This window comes from Pseudomonas atagonensis, assembly GCF_011369485.1.
GTDB classification, from domain to species: domain Bacteria; phylum Pseudomonadota; class Gammaproteobacteria; order Pseudomonadales; family Pseudomonadaceae; genus Aquipseudomonas; species Aquipseudomonas atagonensis.
On record NZ_VXCA01000027.1, the window covers coordinates 143397 to 163744 of the forward strand.

The following is a 20348-nucleotide window of genomic DNA, read 5'->3' on the forward strand; positions in this document are numbered from 1 at the left end:
GGCCTATGGACAACCCCATAGGCAACCGCTCCCTGATGCTGCGCTACATCCTGCTGGCCGTCGGCTGGCTCAGCGTGGCATTGGGGGTGATCGGTATTTTCCTGCCCGTCCTGCCCACCACCCCTTTCCTTCTGCTGGCGGCCGCGTGCTTCGCCCGCAGCTCCCCACGTTTCTACCGCTGGCTGGTCGAGCATCCCCGGCTCGGGCCATGGATTCGCGATTATCTTGATGGCAATGGAATACCGCTTAAGGGCAAGGTCTACGCGATCGGGCTGATGTGGGCGAGCATTCTGTTCTCGTGTTACCTGGTGCCGCTGGTGTGGGCACGGGGGTTCATGCTGACGAGTGCGGTGCTGGTGACGGTCTATATCCTTCGCCAGAAGACGTTGCGTAAATCCTGAGCCTCCCCGCCCGATACCGTTCGTCGAAAACCCTCTTTTACCTGTCAGATATGACAGTAGGCAAGCCAACGCGTCAGCGCTCTAATCCTTCGTCAATGGTGCCGACATCCAGACATTCGGGCACCCCTTGAGAAGGTGCGCGTACATGAACAGTCCACTAATAGCGTCCGGTTCCACACCCAATACAGTCGTCGTTTTCCCGCCTGACCGCAGCGGCATCGGTGTACTTGCCGTACCCCCGCCTTATCCGGTCGGATACAAGTTTCAGCCGGACGGCAGCCTGGGCGTCAACATCAACATGGTGAACGGCGACCGCGATGGCTTGCTGATTTACATACTCGCCTATGTGAACATGGCCATCGGCGACTACATCAAAGTATTCATCGAAACGAAAAACGTGCCGGTGGTGGAGTTTCCAGTTACCGACGCACATTTCGACAGCAACAGGAACCCGAAAGACATTCCCTGTTATATCTCCGCCGTTAACATGAAAGGCAAGTTTGCTCCCCTGCTATCGGAAAAGAAGGATATCTGGGTCGAGGTTCGCCGTATCAGCGACAACTCTACGGAGGACTCACCGCATGCCCTGCTGTTCTATAAACATCCAGCCCCGGGCGAGCCTGACACGGATGGCGGCAAGCCATTCAATCAGGGTCTGAAATTGCCCGTCGCCTCGAAGCCGATCATCGATAAGAACGTAATCAAGCACGGGATGTCTGTGACGGTACTGGAGTACTTCAATCAGCAAATCGGCGACACCGTGGTACTTGCTTTCGGCCCGCTGGTGCTTGAAATCGAAGTCACCGTACCGGGCGATGTAGTGTTCAAACTCACGCCCGAAATGCTCGCCACCCTCAAACCCACCAACCTGATAATCGTGCGCTGGGAAGTCTTCGATGTGGTTGAGAACTCCAGTGGCTGGTCGGATGCACTGGAGATTGATTTCATACCCGACATCGAATTGCTGGTTGCCCCAGTTTTCGAACTGGCCGATATCAACGACGTGGTGCACCACGATCGGCTCGGCGGCGGCCCTATGCCGATATTGATTACAGGGAATTTCGTGATTGGTGATGTGGTGGTGCTTTTGCTTAAGGGCGTCACCGAAGGGGGCGATCCCGTTAGCCATAGCTACTCGATTCCAGTATTAGCCGCCACTCGCTTGCTGAGACAACATGTCGAAAACTTCCGCGTGCAAAACCTCATCAGAGGCAGTTGCCGCGCGACCTACGCGCTGACCCGAGCCGACAAGCCCCTAGTCGATAAGACCCAGCAGTCGCAACCCGCTGATGTCACCATTACCGGTGGAACATTCAAACTGGGCCAAGCCACCGTCACGCCACTGGAAAATACCGACACCATCCCCGTGGATACCCTGAAGGTCACGGTGCAGTTCGCCGACTATTGGCCCCTGAAATCAGAAGCGACTGTCCAACTACACTGGCAAACCGTCGACGATGCGGGGGTGCCGGCCCTTGTCATTCTCCAAGATATCGTCACCGACCCGACGCTACCCATCATTTTCAAGGTACCTGCCAAATATGTCGGCCCTTACCCCGGTTCGTCGCTGAAAGTGCGATGCGCGATCATCAATCCGAACAAAGTCGGGGTCATGTCCGAACCGCTGCCGTTGAAGATCGGTGACGAGAAGGTCATCGAGTTGCAACCACCGTTTTTGGTGAAGCCGGTGGTGAGCCCGATTGATCCGCTGGCCCATCCCGATGGCGTAACTGCGCGGTTTGAATTTCCTGATGCGGGGAAGGAGGATCTCGCACGATTGATTGTAGTCAGCCCAAAGGGCTCAGTGACGTTTCCATTGGTAGCGTTCAACAGCAACAACCGGGTCAATACCCTCTTGATCGTGGCGATGTTGGCAAGCTGGCACGGGCAAGTGGTTCATTTGCGCTGGAACCTGAATCGTGGGGGCGAGAAGATCGCGCAGTCGCCATTGCTGAAGTTTGATGTGAAGAAGATTGCGGATGGGGATCCACGATTGCCCGTCCCGGTCATTGATCAAGCTGACTCTGCAAAAGTACTGGACCTCAACGCTTTCAAAGAGCAACCGTCAGTAAAATTCAACTCATGGCCATTTTCTGTAGGCAATTATACTGTCGATATAGATATCGAAGGCACCTATACTTTCTCGGTCATCCGGGGTGGAACACTAACTCCCGATGAAACACTGAATGGCTTCAGTCGTCCCATTTCGCGAGAGCAGCTGTTATTACTTAAAAACAATTCAGTATTCCGGGTCAAGACGACCGTGCACTTCAAAAATGACCCGCAAAGCAAGGTGGCATTCCCGTATTCCACCCCCTATATAATCAAAAATGCGCTCCCGATATTGTCGGAAAACTTTGACAACTACGGAACAAATGTCATTGGGGTTGGCGGATACATCCAGTTGCCAAGCATGACCATCAGATTTCTCGAGAAAGATGGCAACTTGGGAATCACCGCCCTGTCGAGTATTGCACCTGTACACGGTGGCCCGTTCCCTGAAATACCGGGCGCCAGTTCGGGGCAGATCCTCCAGATGCACGTCAATGCGACCGGACGTTCGCAGAACATGCTTATTGAATTCAACTGGGGATACTCTTACGTCCAATGCTATTGCCGATTCGTTCAATTCGGCAATATCATTGTTAATTTCTTAGACAAGGACAAAAAGAAAATAAATCCTGATCAATATCTTAAAAATTACCCCTACGAACAGTTAGTGGCCTTCAAAGCGCCAGGAAATTATATTTGGTACATGCAAATCATTACATATCAAATGGATTTGATTGCATTCGACCACTTCACTATGCAGCGCGTGTAACAAGAAAAGAGCATGTAATTGATTTTCAGCCAGACCCTTCAAGCCCGCACCTCCTTTAATCCGGAAGTGCGGGCTTTGTCGTTCCGCGCCTTCGAAAACCCTTGTTGAATAGTGTTGAAACTTATGTCCGAAAAGCCACACGACCTTGCGCCTTTGCCTACGCATCCGCCAGAATCCGCCGGCTTGTGCGTCTTTAATGCGGGTTCTATTGTTTGGCGGTCGCTGAAAAACAGCGATCGGGTTTAGCGATCCGGATCTCTACAGACGCAACAAAGCCCACTCTCAATTGCAGTATCTTCTCTGCACTTGGCGTAATGGTGGCTGTGCGTGGGAGACCTTCGGGTCTACCCGGGGTTTCTGTGACCCGGATCGCTAACCTGCGTACAGCCGCCACCTTTACTTGTTTAGCGATGAGTCGTGGCGGCTCAGTCCAATCACGGAGATTCGCCATGATCAAACCAACGCCAAACCCGCCCGAAGTCGATTCGACTTCGCCCTACGAAACCCTCGACTCAAAGAAATTCCACGAAGCCGCCGACCGCGCCCTCGATCACTACCTCAATCCCCTCCTCCCGCGAAAACCGCTACTCAAACCCAGCACCCGCTACCTCATCGCCCCCGGCATCGACAGCGAAGAACTGCTGGCTGACGCCTGCGAAACCCTCACGTCGGCCAAGGTCATGGCCAACGATTTCGCCGGGCTGCTCGATGCGCCGCAGCGTCATGTGCTGTTGGGGATTGCGCAACTGATCATGCTGGGTGAACTGGCGGTGAATCGGGTGCTGGATAATCTGGAGTTGACTGAGAAAGCGAGTCCTCAGTAGCGAGGGGGTTCTGCGGCGAGGAGGTTCAGCGAAACGTTGCACCGCCCCACCCGGCTGCGACGCCGTCGTAAAACCTGTGTGCGGAGCCTTCCTGATGTACCGAAGTCTCAGGTTTTGGGGCTGCTCCGCAACCCAACGGGGATAAATCCTCTCGCCACATTTGGATGAGTGAACCATAAAAAACCCGCCGCCCCGATCACTCGGGACGGCGGGTTTTGTTGTTTCAGCGCTCAGGTCAGACGGTATCCACCTTCAACGAATGATCATTGAGCATCCCGCTGATGATCGTCGCCGTATCGTGACCGCTGGCGATCATGCCGCCTGCCCCCGGCGTGACGCCGTAGTGGCTGGCGAGGTTGACGCCGGCCAGGTCGATGGTCTGGTTCGGCGTGGCGCCGGCCATGGCGCTGACATCGATGCTGGTCATCACTGATGCACCGCTGCCGGTAACGGTGAAGTGCAGGTAGTCGTCCAGCGACGCCGTGGTGCCGTTTTCACCTTGCAGCAGTTGCGACAGGTCGAGCTTGTCGGTGCCGGGGGTGAAGTCGGTGATCAGGTCGTGGCCGCTGTTGCCTTTGAGCCACTGGAAGGTGTCGGCGCCCGGCCCGCCCGTCATCGTGTTGTTGCCCATGCCGCCGATCAGCAAGTCATCGCCGCCGCCCCCGTTGAGGGTGTCGTTGCCCAGGCCGCCGTTGATCACGTTGTTATTGTTGTCGCCGGTCAGGGTGTCGTTGAAGTTCGAGCCGACGAGGTTTTCGATGCCGGTCAGGGTGTCCGTCCCCGCGCCGATAGTGTTTTGCGCACCGAGCAGGCCGAGGTTGACCGTCACCCCGGCGGTGGCGTGGGCGTAGCTTGCGGTGTCGATGCCGCTGCCACCGTCAAGCAAGTCGTTGCCCGGGCCGCTGTAGAGCAAGTCATTGCCGGCACCACCGTGCATTTCGTTGTTGCCGGAGCCGGCGGTGAGTACGTCGTTGCCATCGCCACCGTTAAGGATGTTGTCGCCAGTGCCGGCCACCAGAATGTCATCCCCCGAAGTGCCGGTGAGGGTGTGGCCATCCTGATAGGTGATGGTCACGGCGGCGGAATCGCTGCCGCCGTGGTTGTCGTTGGCGGTGTAGGTGCCGTGGTAGTCCGGGGTGATGTCGTGGGCCCCGGCGTAGTTGACCGTCATGGTCAGTTGGTAGTTTTCCGCCGCGTTGGTGTTGCTGCCGCTGGTGTTGGTGATGTTGGTCACATGGATCTGGTACGTGCCGTCGGCGCCGGCGGTGATGGTGCCGCCATCGGCGATGCTGACAAACGCGCCGCCGTTCACCGAGTACTCCAGGGTGATGTGCCCGGCCGCCAGGTTGTGGTCGAGGTTGAGGGTTTCGCCCTGTTTCAGTTTGACCGTGATCAAGTCTTCGTCGTTGGCATTGGTGTTGGTCACCGCGCCGAGGTAGCCGCTGACCACCAGCACCGCCGTCATCGCAGCGGTGTTGGCGGCAAACGAATTACGCACGTCAGCGAGGTTCTGGTTGGCGGTGGTGTTACCGGTGCCGTTGAAGGTGATCGCACCGCTGCCAGTAAAGTCCGCGCCCTTCGCCACCCAACCGGTGTTGAAGGTGGTTGGCGAAGCGTTGAGCGTGTCGCCATTCGGATCGGTGTCGTTGGCCAGCAACAGCTCGCCCGGCACCACGATATTGCTCGACAGCACGTTGGTGATGACGTGGTCGTCCGCCGCCACCGGAGGCGCGTTGGGGATTACCTTAACGGTCAGCGTCGAGCTGGCGAGGTCGCCGTCGTTGTCGCTGAGGGTGAAGCCGATATTTTCGGTGATCACCGTCGTGGTGGTTTTCTGTGAGGTGTAGCTGTAGTCGCCAGTATCGAGGTTGACCACCAGCGTGCCGCTGTTGTTGGTGGCGATGCTCACCGTGTTGTTAGCGGTGTTGAAAGTGCCGTGGTTGGTGCCACCACTGGCGACCAGCGAGCCTTGTCCGCCGTTGGCTTTCGGATCGTAGGTGTACGTGGTGCCGTCCACCACGATGGATTTGATGAAACCGCCATCGGCGCCGAACGTACCGCCCTCGCCCAACAGCGAACCGGTGACCGGTGCGCCCTCCACGGTACCCGAGAGCACGGAGTTGAGTTGGTTGAGATCGGTGACCACCACCGCGTTGGTATTGGTGTGGGTGATGCCGTCGTACGCCAGTGGATCGAGGTTGGCGTTGCTCACGCCGCTGCCCAGACCAATCGCGTAGTTCTTGATGTTGTTGGCATCGAGGAACGCTTTGAGCGTGGCTTCGTCGGCGGTGCCGATGTCACCTTCGTTGGGTTTGCCGTCGGAGAAGAAGTAGCCAACGTTCTGCGCCCCGGTGAGTTTGCCCGAGGTGTTGAACGCGTTGTACATGGTTGCCACGGCCGCGTCGTAGTTGGTGCCGCCGCCCGCAGTGAGGCCGGCCAGAATGGACTTGGCCGTGGCGACATCGACCCACACTGAAGTGCGGTCAGTGGCGTTGCTGCTGAAGGTGACGAGCTGCACTTTCACATCGCCAAGGTCGTCGTACTTGTCGAGCAAGGCGCTGATCGCCTGCTTGGCCAGCGCCAGCCGTGAGAGACCCGGCACACCCGAGGCATCGGCCATACTGCCGGAGATGTCGAGGACGATGAGGATGTTCGAGTCGATCTCCACTGCGGCCACCGAACGATCCGACGCGACCGCTTTCGGTACGTCGTCGACGATGTTGACGACGATGGTGCTGGTGGTGCTGTTGCCCAGCGCATCGGTGGCTTTGTAGGTGAAGCTTTCGCTCAGGGTGTTCGGCCCGTCGTTGGCATTCGGCGTGGTTTTCGGTGCCGAAGTCAGCGTGTAGGTGTAAGTGCCGTCGGCGTTGAGCTGGATCTGCCCGTAAGTGCCGGTGGCGCTGCCGACCAAGGTGTAAGTGATCGCGCCACTGCCGCCGGTGACCGCACCGACCAGTGTGCCGGTGGAGGTTTCGCCGGTGTTGGTCGGATCGCTGCCAGTGACCGTGCCGGGGGCCAGGTCTTGCCCGTCCTTAGTCAGGTCGAGGGCTTTTTCGTAGACCGTCACGTCCTGATCGACCGAAGCCACCAGTTTGCTGTCGGCGACATTGATGGTGATGGTGGTGGTGCTTTCGTCGCCGTCACTGTCGCGAATGGTGTAGGTGAAGGTATCGGTGGCGCCCGGTGGGCTCACCGAGTTCGGGTTGCTGTGGTAAACGGCGTTGCCCAACGCATCGAGGGTCAGGTAACCGAAGTTGCCGTTGATGTTGCTGTTGAGGCCGCCAATCGCCGACGTTGCCGTATTGCTACCGGCGCGGACACCGACCACGGCACCGCCTGCGGCAGCGCCATCGGCACCGGTGACGTCGTTACCGAGCACGCTGATGTTGACCGTACCGCCCTCCGCCACCGAACCGGTGTCGGCTTTGGCAGTCGGCAAATCATCGATGATGTTGACGTTGATCTGCCCGGACGCGGTGCTGCCGTCGCCGTCGGTGGCGACCACGTTGAAGTTCTCGGTGAGGCTGTTGGCGCCGTTGCCGGTCGGATGCGCTTCGTTATCGACCAGGGTGTAGCTGTAGCTGACCACGCCAGTGCTGGCGTTGTAACCGGTGATGGTCAGTGTGCTGCCCAGCGGCGTGGTGACCGATTGCGGGAAGCCTGCAGCCACACCGTTGGTGACGACGGCGATGCCGCCGACGGTCAGGGTTTGCAAACCGTCGAGTGCGGTGACGGTGAAGGTGCCGCTTTGAGTCAGCGCCGCTGGGTTGGGGCTAGTGCCGTCGCTGAGGTTTTTCTCGTAAACCGTCAGCTCACCACCGTTGACGTCGAGGCCGTTGAGAATCACCGGGTCGTCGTTGTTGTGGATGTTCAGCACCAGATTGGCGGTGCTGGTGTCGCCGTCGGAATCGGTGAGGGTGTAGGTAAAGGTTTCCGTACCATTGCCACCGCCGTGCAGGTTTTTGAAGTCGGTGTCGTTGGTGTTCAACGTGTAGGTGTACGTGCCGTTGGCGTTCAACACCAGCGTGCCGTAAGTGCCGGTGAAAGTACCTGCGGTGACCGGGCCGGTTGGTACGCGGTCAGCACCTTGCACGTCGTTGGTCAGGACATTGCCGGTCAGCGTGAGATTGGTTTCCGACGCGGTACCGGTGTTGCTGTCGTTCACCGCTTTTGGCAGGTCGTCGATGATGTTCACATCGAGCGTTGCGTTGGCGGTGGTGCCGTTGTCATCGACCACGGTGACGGCGAATTGCTCAGGCAGGTTGTTTGCGCCGTTCGCGGTTGGATGCGCTTCGTTGTCGACCAGGGTGTAGCTGTAGCTGACGACGCCGGTTGTAGCGTTGAAACCGGTGATGGTCAGCGTGCTGCCCAAAGGTGTGGTGACCGACTGCGGGAAACCTGCGGCCACGCCGTTGGTGACCACAGCGATGCCACCGACGGTCAGTGTGGTCACGCCGTCCAGCGCAGTGATGGTGAACGTGCCGTTCTGAGTCAACGCGGCGGAGTCCGGCGCGCTGCCGTCGCTGAGGTTTTTCTCGTAAACGGTGAGTTCGCCGCCGTTCACATCGAGACCGCTGATGACCACTGGATCGTCGTTGTTGTGGATGTTCAGCACCAGATTGGCAGTGCTGGTGTCGCCGTCAGAATCGGTGATGGTGTATGCGAAGGTTTCGGTCCCGTTACCACCGCCGTGCAGGTTTTTGAAGTCGGCGTCGTTGGTGTTCAGCGTATAGGTGTACGTGCCGTTGGCGTTCAACACCAGCGTGCCGTAAGTCCCGGTGAAAGTGCCGGGTGTCACCGGCCCGGACGCGACACGGTCAGCGCCCTGCACATCATTGGTCAGGACGTTACCGGTCAGGGTCAGATTGGTTTCCGACGCGGTGCCGGTGTTGCTGTCGTTCACCGCTTTTGGCAGGTCGTCGATGATGTTGACATCGAGGGTCGCGTTGGCGGTGGTGCCGTTGTCATCGACCACGGTGACGGCGAATTGCTCAGGCAGGTTGTTCGCGCCGTTCGCGGTTGGGTGCGCTTCGTTGTCGACCAGGGTGTAGCTGTAGCTGACGACGCCGGTTGTAGCGTTGAACCCGGTGATGGTCAGTGTGCTGCCCAGCGGTGTGGTGACCGACTGCGGGAAGCCTGCGGCCACGCCGTTGGTGACGACAGCGATGCCACCGACGGTCAGCGTGGTCACGCCGTCCAGCGCCGTGATGGTGAACGTGCCGTTTTGCGTCAACGCAGCGGAGTCAGGCGCACTGCCGTCGCTGAGGTTTTTCTCGTAAACCGTCAACTCACCGCCGTTCACATCGAGACCGCTGATGACCACCGGATCGTCGTTGTTGTGGATCTGCAAGACGAGATTCGCAGTGCTGGTGTCGCCATCGGAGTCAGTGATGGTGTAGGCGAAGGTCTCGGTGCCATTGCCGCCGCCGTGCAGGTTTTTGAAATCGGCGTCGTTGGTGTTCAACGTGTAGGTGTAAGTGCCGTTGGCGTTCAACACCAAGGTGCCGTAGGTGCCGGTGAAGGTGCCGGCAGTGACGGGGCCAGTCGGTACGCGGTCGGCGCCTTGCACGTCGTTGGTCAGGACGTTGCCGGTGAGGATCAGATTGGTTTCCGATGCGGTACCGACGTTGCTGTCGTTCACCGCTTTTGGCAGGTCGTCGATGATGTTGACATCGAGTGTTGCATTGGCCGTGGTGCCGTTGTCATCGACCACGGTGACGGCGAACTGCTCAGGCAGATTGTTCGCACCGTTGGCGGTTGGATGCGCTTCGTTGTCGACCAGGGTGTAGCTGTAGCTGACGACACCGGTTGTGGCGTTGAACCCGGTGATGGTCAACGTGCTGCCCAGCGGCGTGGTGACTGATTGCGGGAAGCCTGCGGCGACGCCATTGGTAACGACGGCGATGCCACCGACGGTCAGCGTGGTCACGCCATCGAGTGCCGTAATGGTGAACGTGCCATTTTGCGTCAACGCAGCGGAGTCCGGCGCACTGCCGTCGCTCAGGTTTTTTTCGTAGACGGTGAGCTCGCCACCATTCACATCGAGGCCGCTGATGACCACCGGATCGTCGTTGTTGTGGATCTGCAAGACGAGATTCGCAGTGCTGGTGTCGCCATCGGAGTCAGTGATGGTGTAGGCGAAGGTCTCGGTGCCATTGCCGCCGCCGTGCAGGTTTTTGAAATCGGCGTCGTTTGTGTTCAACGTGTAGGTGTAAGTGCCGTTGGCGTTCAACACCAAGGTGCCGTAGGTGCCGGTGAAGGTGCCGGCAGTGACGGGGCCAGTCGGTACGCGGTCGGCGCCTTGCACGTCGTTGGTCAGGACGTTCCCGGTGAGGATCAGATTGGTTTCCGACGCGGTTCCGACGTTGCTGTCATTCACCGCTTTTGGCAGGTCGTCGATGATGTTTACATCGAGTGTTGCATTGGCGGTGGTGCCGTTGTCATCGACCACGGTGACGGCGAATTGCTCAGGCAGGTTGTTTGCGCCGTTCGCGGTTGGATGCGCTTCGTTGTCGACCAAGGTGTAGCTGTAACTGACAACACCGGTTGTAGCGTTAAAACCGGTAATGGTCAGCGTGCTGCCCAAAGGCGTAGTGACCGACTGCGGGAAGCCTGCGGCCACGCCATTGGTGACCACAGCGATGCCACCGACGGTCAGCGTGGTCACGCCGTCCAGCGCGGTAATGGTGAACGTGCCGTTCTGAGTCAACGCAGCGGAATCCGGCGCACTGCCATCGCTGAGGTTTTTCTCGTAAACGGTGAGTTCGCCGCCGTACACATCGAGACCGCTGATAACCACTGGATCGTCGTTGTTGTGGATCTGCAAGACGAGGTTTGCGGTGCTGGTGTCGCCGTCGGAGTCAGTGATGGTGTAGGCGAAGGTTTCAGTGCCGTTGCCACCGCCGTGCAGGTTTTTGAAGTCGGTGTCGGTCGGGTTCAAGGTGTAGGTGTACGTGCCGTTGGCGTTCAGCACCAACGTGCCGTAAGTGCCGGTAAAAGTGCCCGCCGTGATCGGCCCGGCATTCTCCCCAGTCGGCACACGGTCGGCGCCTTGCACATCGTTGGTCAGGACGTTGCCCGTGAGCGTCAGACTGGTTTCCGAAGCGGTGCCGGTGTTGCTGTCATCCACGCCTTTGGGCAGGTCGTCGACGATATTCACGTCCAGGGAAGCATTGGCCGTGGTGCCGTTGTCGTCGATAACCGTCACCGCAAATTGCTCGTTGAGCGTGTTGGCACCGTTGGCCGTCGGGTGCGCGTCGTTGTGATCCAGGGTGTAGCTGTAACTGACAACCCCGGTTGTAGCGTTGAAACCGGTAATGGTCAGCGTGCTGCCCAAAGGTGTGGTGACCGACTGCGGGAAGCCTGCGGCCACGCCGCTGGTAACGACGGCAATGCCGCCGACGGTCAGCGTGGTCACACCGTCCAGCGCGGTGATGGTGAACGTGCCGCTTTGCGTCAGCGCAGCCGAGTCTGGCGCGCTGCCCAGGGAGAGGTTTTTCTCGAAAACCGTCAGCTCTCCACCCTCGACGTTCAAGCCGCTGATGACCACTGGATCGTCGTTGTTGTGGATCTGCAAGACGAGGTTTGCGGTGCTGGTGTCGCCGTCGGAGTCAGTGATGGTGTAGGTGAAGGTTTCAGTGCCGTTGCCACCGCCATGCAACGCCTTGAAATCGGCATCGCTGGTGTTGAGCGTGTAGGTGTAAGTGCCGTTGGCGTTCAACACCAGCGTGCCGTAAGTCCCGGTGAAAGTGCCGGGGGTCACCGGCCCGGACGCGACACGGTCAGCGCCCTGCACATCGTTGGTCAGGACGTTGCCGGTCAGAGTCAGATTGGTTTCAGACGCGGTGCCGGTGTTGCTGTCATCCAGCGCTTTTGGCACGTCGTCGGTGATGTTGACGTCCAGCGTGCCGGTCGCGGTGTCGCCATTGCTGTCGCCGGCAATGACGGTGAATTGTTCGCTCAGATTGTTGGCGCCATCGCCGGCGGCATGGGCTTCGTTGCCGTTGAGGGTGTAGCTGTAGCTGACCACACCGGTCGCCGGGTTGTAGCCGGTGATGGTCAGGGTGTTGCCCAGTTGCGTGGTGATCGATTGTGGAAAACCGACCGCCACACCGCCGTTGATCAGGCTGATGCCGCCCACGCTCAGGCTGGTCAGGCCGTCGGGCGCGGTCACGGTAAAACTGCCGCTCTGGGTCAGCGCACCGGGATTGGCGGCGGAACCGTCAGGCAGATTGGCTTCGTTGAGGGTCAGTTCGCCCCCCGGCACGGCCAGCCCCGTGAGGGTCACGATGTTGTTGACGGGGGGCGGCACGATGGGCGCCGGGGTGCCATTGTCGACCACAGCGTTGTGACGCTCTTCGGGAAACTCGGGAATGCCGTTGAACCCGGCGGTGGGGAACCCGATGATCGGATCGACCCGCCCGCCAACTTCGGTCAGCAAGACAAAACTGTGACCACCGCCCGCTTCGCCCGGAGCGCCAGTCGGCGCGTTGGGCCCGGCGGCGGTGGCTTCGGCGTTTTTGCTCGGGTCATCACCAGCAGCAATGGCCTTCTGGATCTGCTCGACATCCGTCAGCTGCGCCTCGCTCGGGGTCACCGCCTCCGGCGCATTCACATGGGCGGCCTGATCGGCGAGCAACTGGCCGGTCATGGTCAGGCTGCTGTCCCGACCGAGGGTCAGTTCCTGGCCATTTTGCAGATGGACGGCAACCGCCCCCTCCGCCCCGGTGATCAATTGATCCCCTGCAAACAGCCGATCGCCTTCGACCAATGCGCGCCGACTTCCGTCTGCCGACTGAGCGAAAACCTGACCAATGACTTTAGTGACGATCCCGATGAGCGTTGCCATGTGCATTCCTCCGCTGCCGACCACCGTCGGCACTGGTTAACGAAGCAGCCCATGGCTCAAGCGGGTTGTCGGGGCGACGCTCGCACCTCGACAGTTCGTTTCGCAGGCCTGGCAAATCGGGAAACTCCAGTGCAATCAAGCACTTCGCAATCCCGATTGATCCAGCATGCCCACTAGCGCTACGTAACGGTGGTGAATCACCCGAGTGACAAAAATCTGTCACCCCTCTGCCGCTACGCGTCCCTCCCCTTTAGCAGTACTTCGCCGTATGTCGCAAAGTGAGTGGAACTTTCCTCAAGCCTTTCTGCACTCCCTAAAGCGCATAAAACAAAGGCTTTCGCGATGAACAATGTGCCGGTTTTTACAAAGCGCATAAGTTTTTTTCGGCATAAGCCTTATGAAAATTTTTTCTTAGCTACGCTTCAGGATGTTCTTAGCTCTGTTGTTACAAGAGTGAAACGCTTTCAACTAAAAATATCGTCAAATATTTGGCGACAGTAACGCACCATCAGGACTCAGGGAGATGCACCCATGCGCGTTCTAACCCCCCTCTGCAGCGCGGTTTTGCTGGCCATGGCTTGCACTTCCCAAGCCCAGGCCATGAACCTCACCGAAGCCATCCAGAGCACCATTGCCACTCACCCGGAACTGGCTTCGCGCGTGGATGCGCGCCTGTCGGCTGATGAACAAGTCAAAGTCGCCAAGGGTGGCTTCTATCCGTCCGTCGATTTGAACGCCGCTTACGGTCGCGGCTACAGCGACAACACCAACACCCGGGCCTTCGGTAATCACCACACCGAAATTCTCAATTACACCCAGTCGGAGCTGCGGCTGCGGCAGATGCTGTTCGACGGCTTCAACACGGCCAACGAAGTCGAGCGCACCAAAGGCGTGTCCAACTCGCGCGCCTACTACGCGCAAGGCACCGCTCAGGATCTGGCCCTGCGCACCATTGAGGTCTACCTCGAAGTGCTCAAACGCCGTGAGCTGGTGACCCTGGCCCGGAACAACCTGCAAGCGCACTTGCGCGTCAACGATCAGATCGGCCTGCGCACCGAGCGCGGCGTCGGCAGCACCGCCGACTCCGATCAATCGGTGGCCCGTAAAGCGCTGGCACAGAACAACCTCGACACCGCCGAAGTCGATCTGGCCGACGCCGAATCGAACTTCTACAGCGTGGTCGGGCGCATGCCCGATGAACTCGAAGCCCCGGCCTCGACCCGTGGCGAGTTGCCCGCCACCCTGCCCGAAGCCCAGCAGAGCATGGTCGAGAACAACCCGTATCTGAAATCCGCCCAGGCCGACGTGCAATCGGCCGAGAGTCAGTACGAAGTCGCCAAGTCGCCGTTCTACCCGCGCTTCGATGCCGAAGCGGCGGTCGGTGCCAACAACAACGTGCAGGGCGACGAGGGCCACGACAATGAATGGCGCGTCGGCGTGGTGATGAACTACAACCTGTTCCGTGGCGGCAGCGACAAGGCGCGACTGGCCTCCGATGCGCACCAGATCAATCAGGCAATGGACATCCGCAACAACGCCCTGCGTCAGCTCAACGAGAACATTCACCTGGCGTGGAACGCCATGGTCAACGCGAAGAAACAGACCCCGACCGCCCGCGAATACGCCGAAACCACCAAGCGTGTACGCGCCGCGTATCAGGATCAGTTCGGCCTCGGCCAACGCACCCTGCTCGACTTGCTCGACAGCGAAAACGAGCTCTACAACGCCAACCGCCGCTACACCGAAATTCGCTACACCGAGGAATATTCGATGTACCGCGTACTGGCGAACATGGGCCAGTTGCTGAGCAAGCAACGGGTGGTACTGCCTGCCGATGCGATTGCTGCGACCGAGGTGAAAAACGAGGCGCGTTTGCCAGAGTTGAAATAAACGGCGCAGAAGTCAGCTTTGCCCTGATCGTTCCCATGCTCCGCGTGGGAATGCAGCCCGTGACGCTCCGCGTCACTGGACGCAGAGCGTCCCTAGAGGCATTCCCACGCAGAGCGTGGGAACGATCATCGGGCAGTCATTTAGAGGGGCGATCAGTATGACCAGCATGGAACCCGGCCATTCCGGGGTCGATCCGCGGCTGAGCTTCGATGATCCGTTACTCGACGGTCTGTTGATCCTCTGCAAACTCCATGGCGCGACGGTCAGTCGCGCCAGCCTGAGTGCCGGGCTGCCCCTGAACAAACAACGCCTGAGCCTGGACCTGCTGCCCCGCGCAGCTGCCCGGGCCGGGTTGCAGGCGCGTTTGTTGCGCCGTGACCTGAAAGACATCTCGCCACTCAACCTGCCGATTCTGTTGTTGCTCAACGACGGTCGCACGGCGGTGTTGCGGCGCTTTGGCGACGACGGCAAAGCGCTGATCCTGCCCAGCGAAGCCGATGGCGGCGAGCAATGGGTCAGCCGTGAAGAACTGACTGAGCATTACAGCGGTCAGGCGCTGTTTGCCCGACCCCGGCATGAACTCGAAGACCTGCGCTCACCGCTGGTGCCGCGCGTGCATGCGTGGTTTCGCGACACCCTGAAGCTGTCGAAATGGCTGTACAGCGACGCGATTCTGGCCAGTTTCCTGATCAACCTGCTGGGTCTGATGGTGCCGCTGTTCGTCATGCAGACGTACGACCGCGTGGTGCCCAACCAGGCCACTTCAACCTTGTGGGTGTTGTCGATCGGGCTTTTGATCGGCACCGGTTTCGAATTGGTGCTGCGGGTGGTGCGCGCGCATTTGCTGGACACCGCCGGCAAAAAAACTGACGTGATCCTTTCCGCGACATTGTTCGAACGTATTACCGGCATGTCGATGAAAGCGCGACCGGCGACCATCGGCGGTTTTGCGCAGAGCATTCATGACTTTCAGGGTCTGCGCGAATTCCTCACGGCCGTCACCCTGACCAGCCTGATCGACCTGCCCTTCGTGGTGTTGATGCTGGTGGTGATCGGCCTGCTCGGCGGTTGGCTGGTGGTGATTCCGCTGCTGGCGTTTCCGATCACCATCATCTTCGCACTGGCGATACAGGTGCGCCTGCGCGACACCGTGCAGAAGAGTCTGAGCCTCGGCGCCGAACGTCAGGCCCTGCTGATCGAAACCCTCGGCGGTCTGGAAACCCTCAAGGCCTGCAGCGCCGAAAGCGAGCGCCAGCACAAATGGGAAAGCACCCACGGCGCCCTCACCCGCCTCGACAGCCACGCGCGCAATTTGTCGGCATTGGCGACCAACGGCACGCTGTTCATTCAACAATTTTCCGGGATGGCGACGATTGTCGCCGGGGTTTACAGCATCATCGCCGGCAACCTCAGCGTCGGTGCGCTGGTCGCCAGCTACATGCTCGGCAGCCGCGTACTCGCGCCGCTGGGGCAGATTGCCGGGCTGATCACCCGCTATCAGCAAGCGCAACTGACGATGAAAAGTACCGATGCACTGATGGGCCTGCCCCAGGAACGTGACGGCAAGCAACGTCCGCTGGAACGTACGCAACTGCAAGGCGCGCTGGACGTCAACGGCGTGACCTTTCACTACAACGGCCAGAATGCGCCGGCCCTGAGCAACGTCAGTTTCAGCCTGAAACCCGGTGAACGGGTCGGCATCATCGGCCGCAGCGGTTCGGGCAAAAGTACGCTGGCACGGCTGGTGATGGGATTCTATGAACCGGAGGAAGGCCAGTTGCTGCTCGACGGTCTCGACCTGCGGCAACTGGATGTCGCCGACCTGCGCCAGCAGATCGGTTACGTCGCCCACGACCTGCCCCTGTTGGCCGGCAGCCTGCGCGACAACCTGACCCTCGGCGCGCGCTACATCAGCGACTCACGCATGCTCGAAGTCGCCGAACTGACCGGCGTCACCGAACTCGCCCGTCAGCACCCGCAAGGCTTCGACCGCCCGGTGGGCGAGCGCGGACAATTGCTCTCCGGCGGCCAGCGCCAGGCGGTGTTGCTGGCGCGGGCCTTGCTGCTCGACCCGCCGATCATGCTGCTCGACGAACCCACCAGCGCCATGGACAACAGCAGCGAAGACCAATTGCGTCAGAAGCTGCACGACTGGGTACAAGGCAAAACCTTGCTGCTGGTCACCCACCGCACCTCGATGCTGAGCCTGGTGGATCGGTTGCTGGTGCTGGACAACGGCCGGGTCGTCGCCGACGGCCCGAAAGAAGCGGTCATCGATGCACTGCGCAAGGGCCGCGTCGGCTCGGCGGCGGTCTAGGAGTTGCCCCATGTCTGCTTCTTCCGGTTCTGATTCAAATGCCAAATCACGCGGCTACTTCGACAGCTTTGGCAAAAGCGCCGAAGCCGAGTTCATGCCGGAAACCGCCGGCGCGTCGTTGCAGGACTCGCCGCGCTGGTCGCGGATCACCGTGTGGCTGGCGGCGGGATTACTGATTTCGGCACTGGTCTGGGCCAAGTTTGCCGTGCTTGAAGAAGTGACCATGGGCGAAGGCAAGGCGATTCCGTCGAGCAAGGTGCAGGTGATCCAGAACCTTGAGGGCGGGATCGTCACCGAGATTTTCGTCCGTGAAGGACAAATGGTGAACAAGGGCGACACCCTGCTACGCCTGGATGACACGCGGTTTCTGTCGAACAAAGGTGAAAGCGAGGCCGACCGTTATGCTTTGACGGCGCAGGTCGAACGGCTGTCGGCGGAATCCGAGGGCCGGCCGTTCAAACTCTCCGACGAAGTGATCGCCAAAGCGCCGCAAGTGGCAGAAGACGAGCGCTCGCTTTACGACCAGCGCCAGCGGAGGCTGGCCAGCGAGCAACGCACCCTCAGCGAACAGTTGCGGCAGAAGACTCAGGAACTCGCCGAATTCCGCTCCAAGCAAGGCCAGTTCAGCTCAAGCCTGGCGCTGTTGCAGCAAGAGATGAACATGTCCGAACCGCTGGTGAAAACCGGTGCGGTGTCACCGGTGGAAATCCTTAGACTCAAGCGCAGCGCGGTGGAAATTCGCGGTTCTTTGAACGCGACGACCCTGGCGATTCCCCGCGCCGAATCGGCGATTGCCGAGATCCGCAGCAAGATCGACGAGTCTGAGCAAACCTTCCGCTCCGAAGCCGCCAAGGAGCTGAATGAGAAACGCACCGACCTGTCGAAAATCACCGCATCGAGCATCGCCATCGACGACCGCGTCAGCCGCACCACCGTGACCTCGCCGGTGCACGGGGTGATCAAACAACTTAAGGTCAACACCATTGGCGGCGTGGTTCAACCGGGCAGCGACATGATCGAAATCGTGCCGTTGGAAGACAACCTGCTGATCGAGGCCAAGGTGCGCCCGCAGGATGTCGCGTTCCTGCACCCGGGCCAGAAAGCCATGGTCAAGTTCAGCGCTTACGACTACACGATCTACGGCGGGCTGAGTGCGAAACTGGAATTGATTGGCGCCGACACGATTACCGACGACAAGGGCAACAGTTTCTACCTGATTCAGGTGCGCACCGATAAAAACCATTTGGGCGGGGATGTGAAACCGCTGCTGATCATTCCCGGGATGGTGGCGACGGTGGACATTATTACCGGGGAGAAAAGTGTGCTGGATTACCTGCTCAAACCGGTGCTCAAGGCCCGGACCGAGGCGATGCGTGAGCGCTAGTCATTATTGAGATTGGCGGTGATTGATCTGGCGCTTTCGCGAGCAAGCCCGCTCCCACAGGGGGAATGCATTCCAAATGTGGGAGCGGGCTTGCTCGCGAAGAGGCCCGCGCCAACAACCATTATTTTGCGTGATTACGCTGAAAGGTCTCCTCCCCCATCGCCGCAATCTGCCCCTCGATCAACGCCTCGAACGGTTTGAGCAACGGCACAAACGTGGTCGGTGCTTCGAGGGTTTCCAGCGCCTGCACAATCGCCTCAATCGTCGACAACGCTCCCGGTCCCGGCGCCTTGCGCAGCCGATACCGCGACACGCCGCCCTCGGCCAACGTCACCCGTGGCAACGCCGCCAGCAGCGGATTAAGGTGCAACATCTTGCGCGCCTTGCGCCACGTACCGTCCGGTACCACCAGCAGCAACGGTTCATCAGACTCGGCGTAGGCCTGCATCGGCTGCGCATCGTCCGCGGGAAACAACAACCGCGCGCGATACCCCGGCCGGTTCAGCAGCGCCGGCAAATCTTCGAACACCTCGCCGACAATCAGCTCGGCATTAGTCAATCCGAGTGCGGCCAGACGCGCGGTGTTGAGTGCGTGACTGACCTCGCTCGGATGCTGCAACAGCAACACGCGGGTGCGGCTGTCGAGGCTTGGAATCAGAGGGCACAGGCAATGGGTTTGTGGGCGCAGGCAGCGCGGGCATTGAGGTCTGGACATCGTTCTTAAGCCTGATTGAGCTGCGCTTTGAGCAGATCACGGAAAGTCTGGATCAGCGGCTCGCGGCTGCGGCCACGGCGCATGATCATGGAGAACGGCGCCTGATAACCGAAAGTCGCCGGCAGCAGCACACGCAAATCGCCCTTGTCGGCCCAGGCCTGGGCGTAATGCTCCGGCAGGTAACCGATGTAGGCGCCGGACAGCACCAGAATCAGTTGCGCCTCCATACTTTCCACGGTCGCGGCGCTGTGCTTGAAACCGTGACGTGCCAGCTCGGCCTGACTCCAGTAACCGCGCCCGACCATGCGCTGCTGGGTAATGACCTGCTCCGGAATCCGCCGTTCGTTGAACAACGGGTGACGGCTGCTGCAATACAGCCAGTGCTGCTCGCGGTACAGCGGCATGTACACCAGACCGCTCATGCGCGTCGAGAACGCGCCGATGGCCAGATCGAGGCGGTTGTCCTGCACGCCGAGTTGCAGTTCATACGGGCTCATCACCGACAGGTGCAAATGCACTGCCGGATGTTCCTGGCTATAGGCGCCGATGGCTTCAGCGAACGGCAACGCCTTGTCGCTGACCGTGGAGTCGATCACCCCGAGGTTGAGCGTGCCGCGCAACTCGCCCTTGAGCGCGGCGGCGTATTGCTCGAAACCTTCAAGCTCGGCCAGCAGGCGCAGGGTTTCCTGATGGAACAGTTCGCCCTTGCTGGTCAGGCTGAAACCGCCACGCCCGCGATGGCACAGCACCAGACCGAGCGCGGCTTCGAGCTGGCTCATGTAGGTGCTGATCGCCGAGGTCGACAGGTTGAGTTCCTGCTGCGCGTTGGCAAACCCCTGATGGCGCACGACGCTGACGAAGATGCGCAAAAGTTTCAGGTCGGGTAAAGCGTTGGCCATGTCTACTCCGGGCTTTGGAACTGTGTCGTCTGCTGGAACCACCCCTCACCCCAGCCCTCTCCCCAAGGGGGAGAGGGGGAGAGGGGGAAAGGGAGCCGATCTCCATGGCCTTCAAATCCTGCGTCTGCCCCAGATTCTATTAAGTTCGACTCGATATTTCAGGTCAATGAAGCTCCTGAGAACAACTCAGTCGGCCCCCTCTCCCTCCGGGAGAGGGCTGGGGTGAGGGCTGCGATCCCGAGCCGATCA

At 59.8% G+C, this 20348-nt stretch carries 9 protein-coding genes; 6 read left to right on the plus strand and 3 right to left on the minus strand.

Going from position 1 to position 20348, the window contains the following annotated elements; all coding sequences use genetic code 11:
* Window positions 1-5: 5 nt before the first annotated feature.
* The 3 genes from F2P67_RS19460 (at window position 6) to F2P67_RS19470 (ending at window position 4046) form a co-directional block, all read left to right on the plus strand.
* Window positions 6-401, plus strand: coding sequence for a YbaN family protein (locus tag F2P67_RS19460; RefSeq protein ID WP_166222541.1), 396 nt, complete (start codon window positions 6-8; stop codon window positions 399-401).
* 145 nt (window positions 402-546) lie between these two features.
* On the plus strand, window positions 547-3222 hold the full coding sequence (locus F2P67_RS19465; RefSeq protein WP_166222543.1) for a hypothetical protein: 2676 nt from the start codon (window positions 547-549) through the stop codon (window positions 3220-3222).
* A gap of 449 nt (window positions 3223-3671) precedes the next feature.
* Window positions 3672-4046, plus strand: a complete 375-nt coding sequence (locus F2P67_RS19470) for a DUF6124 family protein (RefSeq protein ID WP_166222545.1) — start codon at window positions 3672-3674, stop codon at window positions 4044-4046.
* A gap of 235 nt (window positions 4047-4281) precedes the next feature.
* Here the strand turns inward: F2P67_RS19470 and F2P67_RS19475 are convergent, their stop codons facing one another.
* Window positions 4282-12894 (minus strand): retention module-containing protein, encoded by an 8613-nt coding sequence (locus F2P67_RS19475; protein ID WP_166222547.1) that lies wholly within the window; start codon window positions 12892-12894, stop codon window positions 4282-4284.
* A gap of 531 nt (window positions 12895-13425) precedes the next feature.
* On the opposite strand from F2P67_RS19475, the gene F2P67_RS19480 reads away from it, so the two are divergent.
* The 3 genes from F2P67_RS19480 (at window position 13426) to F2P67_RS19490 (ending at window position 18485) form a co-directional block, all read left to right on the plus strand.
* Entirely contained in the window at window positions 13426-14784 is a 1359-nt protein-coding gene (locus tag F2P67_RS19480; RefSeq protein ID WP_166222549.1) for a TolC family outer membrane protein, read from the plus strand.
* Window positions 14785-14941: 157 nt separating this feature from the next.
* Entirely contained in the window at window positions 14942-17101 is a 2160-nt protein-coding gene (locus F2P67_RS19485) for a type I secretion system permease/ATPase (protein ID WP_166222551.1), read from the plus strand.
* Window positions 17102-17111: 10 nt separating this feature from the next.
* On the plus strand, window positions 17112-18485 hold the full coding sequence (locus tag F2P67_RS19490) for an HlyD family type I secretion periplasmic adaptor subunit (protein ID WP_166222552.1): 1374 nt from the start codon (window positions 17112-17114) through the stop codon (window positions 18483-18485).
* Window positions 18486-18606: 121 nt separating this feature from the next.
* On the opposite strand, the gene F2P67_RS19495 is transcribed toward F2P67_RS19490, so the two are convergent.
* Both F2P67_RS19495 and F2P67_RS19500 read right to left on the minus strand, forming a co-directional pair.
* Window positions 18607-19200: a tRNA-uridine aminocarboxypropyltransferase gene (locus tag F2P67_RS19495; protein WP_166222554.1), complete on the minus strand. Its 594-nt coding sequence runs from the start codon at window positions 19198-19200 to the stop codon at window positions 18607-18609.
* Window positions 19201-19205: 5 nt separating this feature from the next.
* Window positions 19206-20099 carry a LysR family transcriptional regulator gene (locus F2P67_RS19500; RefSeq protein WP_007956593.1) on the minus strand — a complete coding sequence of 298 codons (894 nt, stop codon included), beginning with the start codon at window positions 20097-20099 and terminating at the stop codon, window positions 19206-19208.
* Window positions 20100-20348: the final 249 nt, after the last annotated feature.

What these genes read in the sequence shown, in the direction of transcription:
- F2P67_RS19460 (WP_166222541.1), top strand. Translation starts at nt 6, where the DNA reads ATGGACAACCCCATAGGCAACCGCTCCCTGATGCTGCGCTACATCCTG.
- F2P67_RS19465 (WP_166222543.1), top strand. Translation starts at nt 547, where the DNA reads ATGAACAGTCCACTAATAGCGTCCGGTTCCACACCCAATACAGTCGTC.
- F2P67_RS19470 (WP_166222545.1), top strand. Translation starts at nt 3,672, where the DNA reads ATGATCAAACCAACGCCAAACCCGCCCGAAGTCGATTCGACTTCGCCC.
- F2P67_RS19475 (WP_166222547.1), bottom strand. Translation starts at nt 12,894, where the DNA reads ATGGCAACGCTCATCGGGATCGTCACTAAAGTCATTGGTCAGGTTTTC.
- F2P67_RS19480 (WP_166222549.1), top strand. Translation starts at nt 13,426, where the DNA reads ATGCGCGTTCTAACCCCCCTCTGCAGCGCGGTTTTGCTGGCCATGGCT.
- F2P67_RS19485 (WP_166222551.1), top strand. Translation starts at nt 14,942, where the DNA reads ATGACCAGCATGGAACCCGGCCATTCCGGGGTCGATCCGCGGCTGAGC.
- F2P67_RS19490 (WP_166222552.1), top strand. Translation starts at nt 17,112, where the DNA reads ATGTCTGCTTCTTCCGGTTCTGATTCAAATGCCAAATCACGCGGCTAC.
- F2P67_RS19495 (WP_166222554.1), bottom strand. Translation starts at nt 19,200, where the DNA reads ATGTCCAGACCTCAATGCCCGCGCTGCCTGCGCCCACAAACCCATTGC.
- F2P67_RS19500 (WP_007956593.1), bottom strand. Translation starts at nt 20,099, where the DNA reads ATGGCCAACGCTTTACCCGACCTGAAACTTTTGCGCATCTTCGTCAGC.